General features: G+C 58.1%; 7 protein-coding genes. 5 read left to right on the plus strand and 2 right to left on the minus strand.

Annotated elements, in window-relative coordinates:
• Positions 1–1,460 (plus strand): acyl-CoA dehydrogenase (locus tag D8V06_RS29800; protein ID WP_130932377.1); only part of this gene is annotated, 1,460 nt, incomplete at its 5' end.
• An 83-nt stretch (positions 1,461–1,543) separates the two neighbouring features.
• Positions 1,544–1,951 (plus strand): PA2817 family protein, encoded by a 408-nt coding sequence (locus tag D8V06_RS29805; RefSeq protein ID WP_007972361.1) that lies wholly within the window; start codon positions 1,544–1,546, stop codon positions 1,949–1,951.
• Between the two features lie 78 nt (positions 1,952–2,029).
• On the opposite strand, the gene D8V06_RS29810 is transcribed toward D8V06_RS29805, so the two are convergent.
• Positions 2,030–3,028: a LysR family transcriptional regulator gene (locus D8V06_RS29810; protein ID WP_130932378.1), complete on the minus strand. Its 999-nt coding sequence runs from the start codon at positions 3,026–3,028 to the stop codon at positions 2,030–2,032.
• 91 nt (positions 3,029–3,119) lie between these two features.
• On the opposite strand from D8V06_RS29810, the gene D8V06_RS29815 reads away from it, so the two are divergent.
• From D8V06_RS29815 to D8V06_RS29825, 3 genes are all read left to right on the plus strand, one after another.
• On the plus strand, positions 3,120–3,746 hold the full coding sequence (locus tag D8V06_RS29815; protein ID WP_130904442.1) for an alanyl-tRNA editing protein: 627 nt from the start codon (positions 3,120–3,122) through the stop codon (positions 3,744–3,746).
• A 93-nt stretch (positions 3,747–3,839) separates the two neighbouring features.
• Positions 3,840–4,610: a 2OG-Fe(II) oxygenase gene (locus D8V06_RS29820; RefSeq protein ID WP_130904443.1), complete on the plus strand. Its 771-nt coding sequence runs from the start codon at positions 3,840–3,842 to the stop codon at positions 4,608–4,610.
• A 1-nt stretch (position 4,611) separates the two neighbouring features.
• A complete protein-coding gene (locus D8V06_RS29825; protein WP_130904444.1) occupies positions 4,612–5,250 on the plus strand; it encodes a LysE family translocator in 639 nt (212 codons plus the stop codon).
• Between the two features lie 115 nt (positions 5,251–5,365).
• Here the strand turns inward: D8V06_RS29825 and D8V06_RS29830 are convergent, their stop codons facing one another.
• Entirely contained in the window at positions 5,366–6,265 is a 900-nt protein-coding gene (locus D8V06_RS29830) for a hypothetical protein (RefSeq protein ID WP_130932379.1), read from the minus strand.
• Positions 6,266–6,649: the final 384 nt, after the last annotated feature.

The following is a 6,649-nucleotide window of genomic DNA, read 5'->3' on the forward strand; positions in this document are numbered from 1 at the left end:
GTCACCTGCCACTGGGCGCAGCGTTCATGAACGGTCCGAACTCCGGCAAGGACGTTTTCATCCCGCTGGAGTTCCTCATCGGCGGCCAGGAAATGCTCGGCAAAGGCTGGATGATGCTGATGAATTGCCTGTCGGTCGGGCGTTCGATTTCCCTGCCGGCGGTGGGTACCGGCATGGCCAAGTTCACCAGCCTGGTGACAGGCCAGTACGCGCAGATTCGCGAACAGTTCAACGTGCCGATTGCGGCGTTCGAAGGCATTCAGGAATCCATGGCCCGCATCGGCGGCAACGCCTGGATGATGGATGCCGCGCGGATGCTGACGGCCAATGCGGTGGACCTGGGCGAGAAACCTTCGGTGCTGTCGGCGATTCTCAAGTATCACCTCACCGAACGGGGCCGTGAATGCATCAGCCACGCCATGGATGTACACGGCGGCAAGGCGATCATCCAGGGACCGAACAATTACCTCGCGCGCAAATGGTGTGGCGCGCCGATTTTCATTACCGTCGAGGGCGCGAACATTCTTTCGCGCAATCTGATGATCTTCGGTCAGGGGGCCATTCGCTGCCATCCTTTCGTCCTCAAGGAAATGGCCCTGGCCACCCGTGAAGACAAGGATCAGGCACTGGTTGAATTCGATGGCCTGTTGCTCAGGCACATCGGATTTGCCGTCAGCAATGCCGCGAGCACGCTGGTGCTGAATCTCGGGTTTGGACACCTGGAACATATGCCGGGCGACAGGCTCAGCCAGGGTTATTTCCGCGCTCTCAACCGGCAGGCTGCTGCGTTCGCATTGCTGGCCGATCTCAGCATGATGCTGCTCGGTGGCGAATTGAAACGCCGCGAACGCCTGTCGGCACGCCTGGGCGATGTACTCAGCAACATGTACCTGGCCAGCGCCGCGCTCAAGCGCTACAACGACCTCGACGCGCCGGAACACATGGAGCCGCTGTTTGCCTGGGCCATGGAGGAAAGCCTCGGCCAGGCCGAACGGGCCATGGATGAATTGCTCAACAACTTCCCGAACAAAGTCCTGGCGTGTGTGCTGCGGGTGATCGTGTTCCCGTTCGGTCGTCGCCACAAAGGGCCTTCCGACAAGCTGGGCGCACAGGTTGCTGCGGTTATCGGTCGGGCCAAAGGTGACCCGGCGCTGGAGGAAGTGCTCCTGGGTTGCTACCGCCCGCAATCGCTGGAAGACCCGGTCGGCGCCCTGCAACATGCCTGCAACCTGTCGGGCGCTGCGCAATCCTTGCAGAAAAAACTGCATGTGGCGCTCAAGAGCGGACAGGTCAAACCGGTCGCAGGCGAGCACGTGATCGATGCCGCGCTGGAGGCCGGCGTGTTGCAACCGGTGGAAGCGCAAACCCTGCGTGACGCCGAGGCGGCGCGGCGCAAGGTGATCGATGTCGATGACTTCGACAAAGAGGAACTGGCGATAGCCGCGGGGAAGGTCCGCTGATCAAACCGAGCCGCTACACCATGTAAAAACGGGCGCAGGAGCTTTATACTCCCGCGCCCGTTTTGCTCTTGAGGACTTATCTCGTGTCCAACATCGTTGCCGATCATCTCGTATTGCTCGACCACCTGCGCAGCATCCTGGTCGCCGTAGGTGAGGCCGAACAGGTTCCCGACGAAAGCCATGCCTTGTTCCTGGAGCGCTTCGACGAACTGCTTGCACTGCTGCCGGTCGACCCGATCGAAAGCCAATACCTGGGCCAGGACATCCTGTGCCAGGTGATCACCCGCTACCCGCAAATCGCTCACCTGGTCCCGCGCGACCTGCTGTGGTACTTCGCTGGCGACTGCCTGCACTACATGCCTGATGACGAAATCGATCTGTATCAGGCACTGGAAGAACGTCGCTTCGAAGCCGAACAGAACGACGAGCCGTTTGACTGGAACCAGGAAAAGCAGCTACTGGCGTTGTCCAACCAGGACAGCAAGCACTGATCTGAAAGACGTTGTATGAAAAGGCCCGCATGCCGAACATGCGGGCCTTTTTGTTTTGCCGACAGATCGAGTCTTTGCTCAGAACAACCCGTCACTCTCGGGCAGTTCATACTCCGATACCGCCGTACTCAAGCTGTCCGACTTGCCCGGCTTGCCCAACGTCGGCTCTTTCTCCAGGCACTCCACCAGGTAATCGATCAACACCCGAAGCTTGGGCGGCAGGTATCGGGTTGGCGAATGCAGTAACCAGGCTCCGCCGTGGTAGGACGCCAGGAAGGTCCACTCCGGCAGCACTTGCACCATCAACCCCTTCTCCAGGGCTCGGCGCGCCGTGAAGTAAGGCAGGCTGCCAATGCCGATGTGCTGCAATACCGCGCCAAACCGCACGCCCGTGTGATTGGCGGCATAGCGCCCGCGCACGCCGACAGTGACCAGCTTGTTGCCTTTCTTGAACTTCCACCGCGCATCGCTCGGGGTTTCCCCCAGATAAATGCAACTGTGGTTGAGCAAGTCATGGGGATGAGCCGGTGTTCCATGTTCGGCCAGATACTGCGGTGTCGCGCAGAGCATATGGTCGATCGTCAGCAACTGACGCCCCACCAACCCAGCAGGCGGCCGATCGGTAATGCGTATCGCCAGGTCGACGTGATCGTCGATCAAATCCACCTGACGATCCTCGAGCAACAACTCCACATCCACTTTCGGATAACGGCGCAAGAACTCCGGCATATGCGGATGGATCACGATCCGACCCACCGCTTTCGGCACACTGAGACGCACCACCCCCTCTGGCTCATCGGTGAACTGACCACTGATCTCCATCACTGAACGGGCAGCGTTGACCATCTCCTGGCACCGTTTGAACACCTCTTCCCCGCCGTCGCTCAAACGCAGCTTGCGCGTGGTGCGTTGCAGGAGTCGCGTCGCGAGCGCTTTCTCCAGTCGCGAAATACTGCGGCTGACCGCCGAGGGTGAAGAGCCCAATTGACGTGCCGCTTCGGAGAAGCTGCCGGTCTCGACAACCTTGACGAAAATCGCCATTTCACCAAGAAGAGGCAACGGTAGATTTATGCTCACAACGCAACAGTCCTTTGATGTTTGAACGGATTATCACGCTATTCCACCCTTCATATAATAAAAAACAGAATTTTTTATTCGAGCACGGAACATGACGCTTCGCCTGTTTTTCCATAGTGATGAGCTCAAGGCCAACGTGGAAGTCCTGGACTGCACGCCACACGAGAGCGAATTTGCCGTGGTACTGCGCGCAACACTGTTCCACCCGCAGGGCGGTGGGCAACCCTTCGATACCGGCTGGATTGGCGAAAGCCGAGTGCTGCGCGTAGTCCAGGACCCGGACCGGATCGTCCACTTCGTCGACAGTCCGGTAAAAATCGGTATGACCCAGATCCGGATCGACGAAGAGCGTCGCCAGTTCAATACACGCATGCATTCAGCCGGCCACCTGATCGGCCATTTCGTCCAGGCCATGGGCTGGATGCCGATCAAGGCGCATCACTGGCCTGGCGAAGGGCGTGTGCAGTTCAAACCGACGGAATCGGCCCGGGAAGTTGAAGCGCAAACCCTGCAGGGAGGCATCGAGCAGTGGATCGCCCACGACCTGCCGCGCTTGATATCACTGCGCGAAGGCGCCCGGGAAATAGGTTTCGGTGAACTGCCCGCCTACGGTTGCGGCGGCACCCATGTACGTAGCCTCAAGGAATTGGGCACGGTCACGATCGAATCCCTTTCGCAAAAGAAAGGGACGTTATCCGTCCACTACCACGTGGACTGAGCCTTTGGGCGATGGCCCCCAAGCCATTGCCCGACGCCGGGAGGAGCCTGCACTCGCAGGCTTCGTCGACTCTCTGATAGATGGACCTGAGACATGATGCTAGACGTCGAGCGTCTCGATGAGACGTGCATAAAAAAACTGGCCAATGAAGAAGTCCTCGCCATACGCGTAAAAAATTGGCTACCCACGCCGTTGGCGATGCAGATTGGCGACAAGATCCTCGCACCCGGCTTTGAAGGCTATATCAACGCGCCCAGTATCGGCCGTATCGGCATGGCGTTTTACGAGGCGGAAAACCAGCCGCTGTTGATAGAGGATTATTTCGAACGCGCCACCCGCAACATCGCAGAATTACGCAACCGGTGTGCGCCCTACCCGTCGCCGGTCGACACCCTGCGCTGCATGCTCGACGAATCCTGGCCGGCGGGAGCGCACCTGGAAAACCTCTACGGACGCAAGATGTACGTCGGACTCTCCCGCGTGGTGAAACCCGGTGTGTGCTTTCTTGCCCATCACGACATCTTCGCCAAGGACGCCCCGGACAGCTTCCAGGCCAGAAGCCTGGAGGCGCAGTTCGCCTGCAACGTCTACCTGAACATGCCCACCGAAGGCGGTGCTCTGCAGTTGTGGGACGACGACATTTCCCCGGAACAATTCGACGAAATGCGCGGCGACAGTTACGGCATCGAACCGGCTTTGCTTGGTACGCCAGCGCTGGAGATTCTCCCCGCTCCCGGGGATTTCATCATGTTCAACTCCCGCCGCATGCACTCAGTGACCCCGGGCGTGGCCGAACCACGCCTGAGCCTTTCATTTTTTGTCGGCTATCGCGGCACGGCTTCCCCCCTGACTTTCTGGAGTTGAGATGCTTTCAAATTACCTGGGTGAATTTCTGGCGCTGGCAATCGTGCACTTTCTCGCCGTGGTCGCCCCCGGTCCGGACTTCGCCGTAACCATCCGCCAAAGCGTACGTTTTGGCCGATGGGTGGGGATCTGCACCGCACTGGGCATCGGCGCAGGCATTTCCGTGCATGTGCTGTATACGGTGCTGGGCGTCGGCGCTTTGATGCACACCACGCCATGGCTGCTCACGGTGGCCAAGGTCGTGGGCGCCGCCTACATCCTGTATCTGGGCGTCAGCCTGATTCGCAGCCAGCCCAGATCCGTACTCGAGGGCGATAAAGTCACTGATGAACCGGTTATCCAGCAGACATCGCTGAAGGCCTTCACCACCGGTTTTCTGACCAACGCCACCAACCCGAAGGCCACACTGTTTTTCCTGGCGATTTTCACCACGCTCATCAGCGCCACCACACCACTGAAGATTCAGGCGCTCTACGGGGTGTGGATGTGCCTGGTAAACGCCCTGTGGTTTGTGATCGTGGCGCTGTTCTTTTCCAGCCCCAAGGTCAGACTGCTGTTCATGCGCATGGGCCATTGGTTTGAACGCACCATGGGTGTGGTCCTGATTTTGTTTGCGGGGCGGTTGATGTTGTCGATGTAAACGCGCAGCAACTCCGATCTGGGCTTAGAAGAGTGGCGGCAAGATTCTGCCCCTCTTCGACTCCGTGAACCCGGGACCTCTGGCGAGAAGGCTTACGGTTCGATCCTTAAACTACTCACTCAATCGCAACTTTAGCCTGAGTAGTGGCAATCACCCTGTCGCCATAAGCAGCGTTGCAGACCACATCACAGAGTTTTCCGTCAGTAGACACGGAGGAGAAACAAGCACTGAACAGCAGTTGTTTATCGGCAGAAACCAGCTCGTCTGCCGCTAATCTCACATGTAAGAGCCTAAAGGGAGTAACCCGACCCACCTTATGATCCAGTAGCCGAGACATGACCTGACTCAGACCATACATGACAACTGCCACGGGCCACGTCGGGTAGTCAGGGAAGTGTCCTTCACACCTGGCTGCCGAGAACCCAACACTTTCAGCAGTGATCTCCTGCTCACTCAACGTAAGCACCGACAATGGGAACGCTTCAGCGTATGGAGAACTAACAGAGCTCGAGGTAGTGGGCACTAGATGGTTTGAGAAGAGCTTTTGAAATGTCTTTTCTGACAGCACTTGGTAATCCACGGACAACTCTGCGTACAACTGCCCCTCGATCAACAGCTCGGTTCTTGCGAGCACCCTTTTTCGTGACCTTTCAACGATCTTAGCCCGAGCGGTCATCAACGGAGTTTGGCCAAACCTCATGGGGTTGTACCGCAAATCCCAGTGAGCTCGTGAGGCCAAGTAATACACACGCTCACCTTCAACCTGCGCCAGCGCAGCAGCGCACGACCCCAGGATAGCCAAGTGGCGCCCGGCCTCGGCCGTAGCCAATGGTCCGAGCTCGCTCCCCAGCGGTTGCTCAGGCTTGAAATCCCCCCAGATATCCCACTCGCCAGAGACTTTGTAGAGCGAATCAAATGCAAAATATGGGCGCTGTACTGCAATGCTCGTGGCCATCTGCGCCATGTTGACCGCAGTTCGATCTTTCTGAGTTGGAATCTGGAACACCTGACTCATGGCTGCCTTTCTTCCTATCGGTGATGACAAGAACATTGCTTGACCCTGTGGCACACCTAAACAGTAGGGCAAAACCTACATGACCGAACCTGTCAAAAATTACAGTTCGACTGCAAAGACGACCGACGGCACCAGATTGCGGTCCACCCCTTCCGGGCAGCCCAGGTCTTCGAGCTTGGCCAGCCAACAAGAAATGGAAGTGTCATTGCTTGGCCCCGTTGGGGCCGAAGAACAGCGCCAGCCCCCAAAATTTTGAGGGTGGAGTTCTTACCGGAAGAACACGCGCAAACAAAAACGCCGCTCATTGCTGAGCGGCGTTTTTGTTGAATATGGAGCGGGAAACGAGACTCGAACTCGCGACCCCGACCTTGGCAAGGTCGTGCT

The organism is Pseudomonas sp. Sample_24, from assembly GCF_004307605.1.
Taxonomy (GTDB): domain Bacteria; phylum Pseudomonadota; class Gammaproteobacteria; order Pseudomonadales; family Pseudomonadaceae; genus Aquipseudomonas.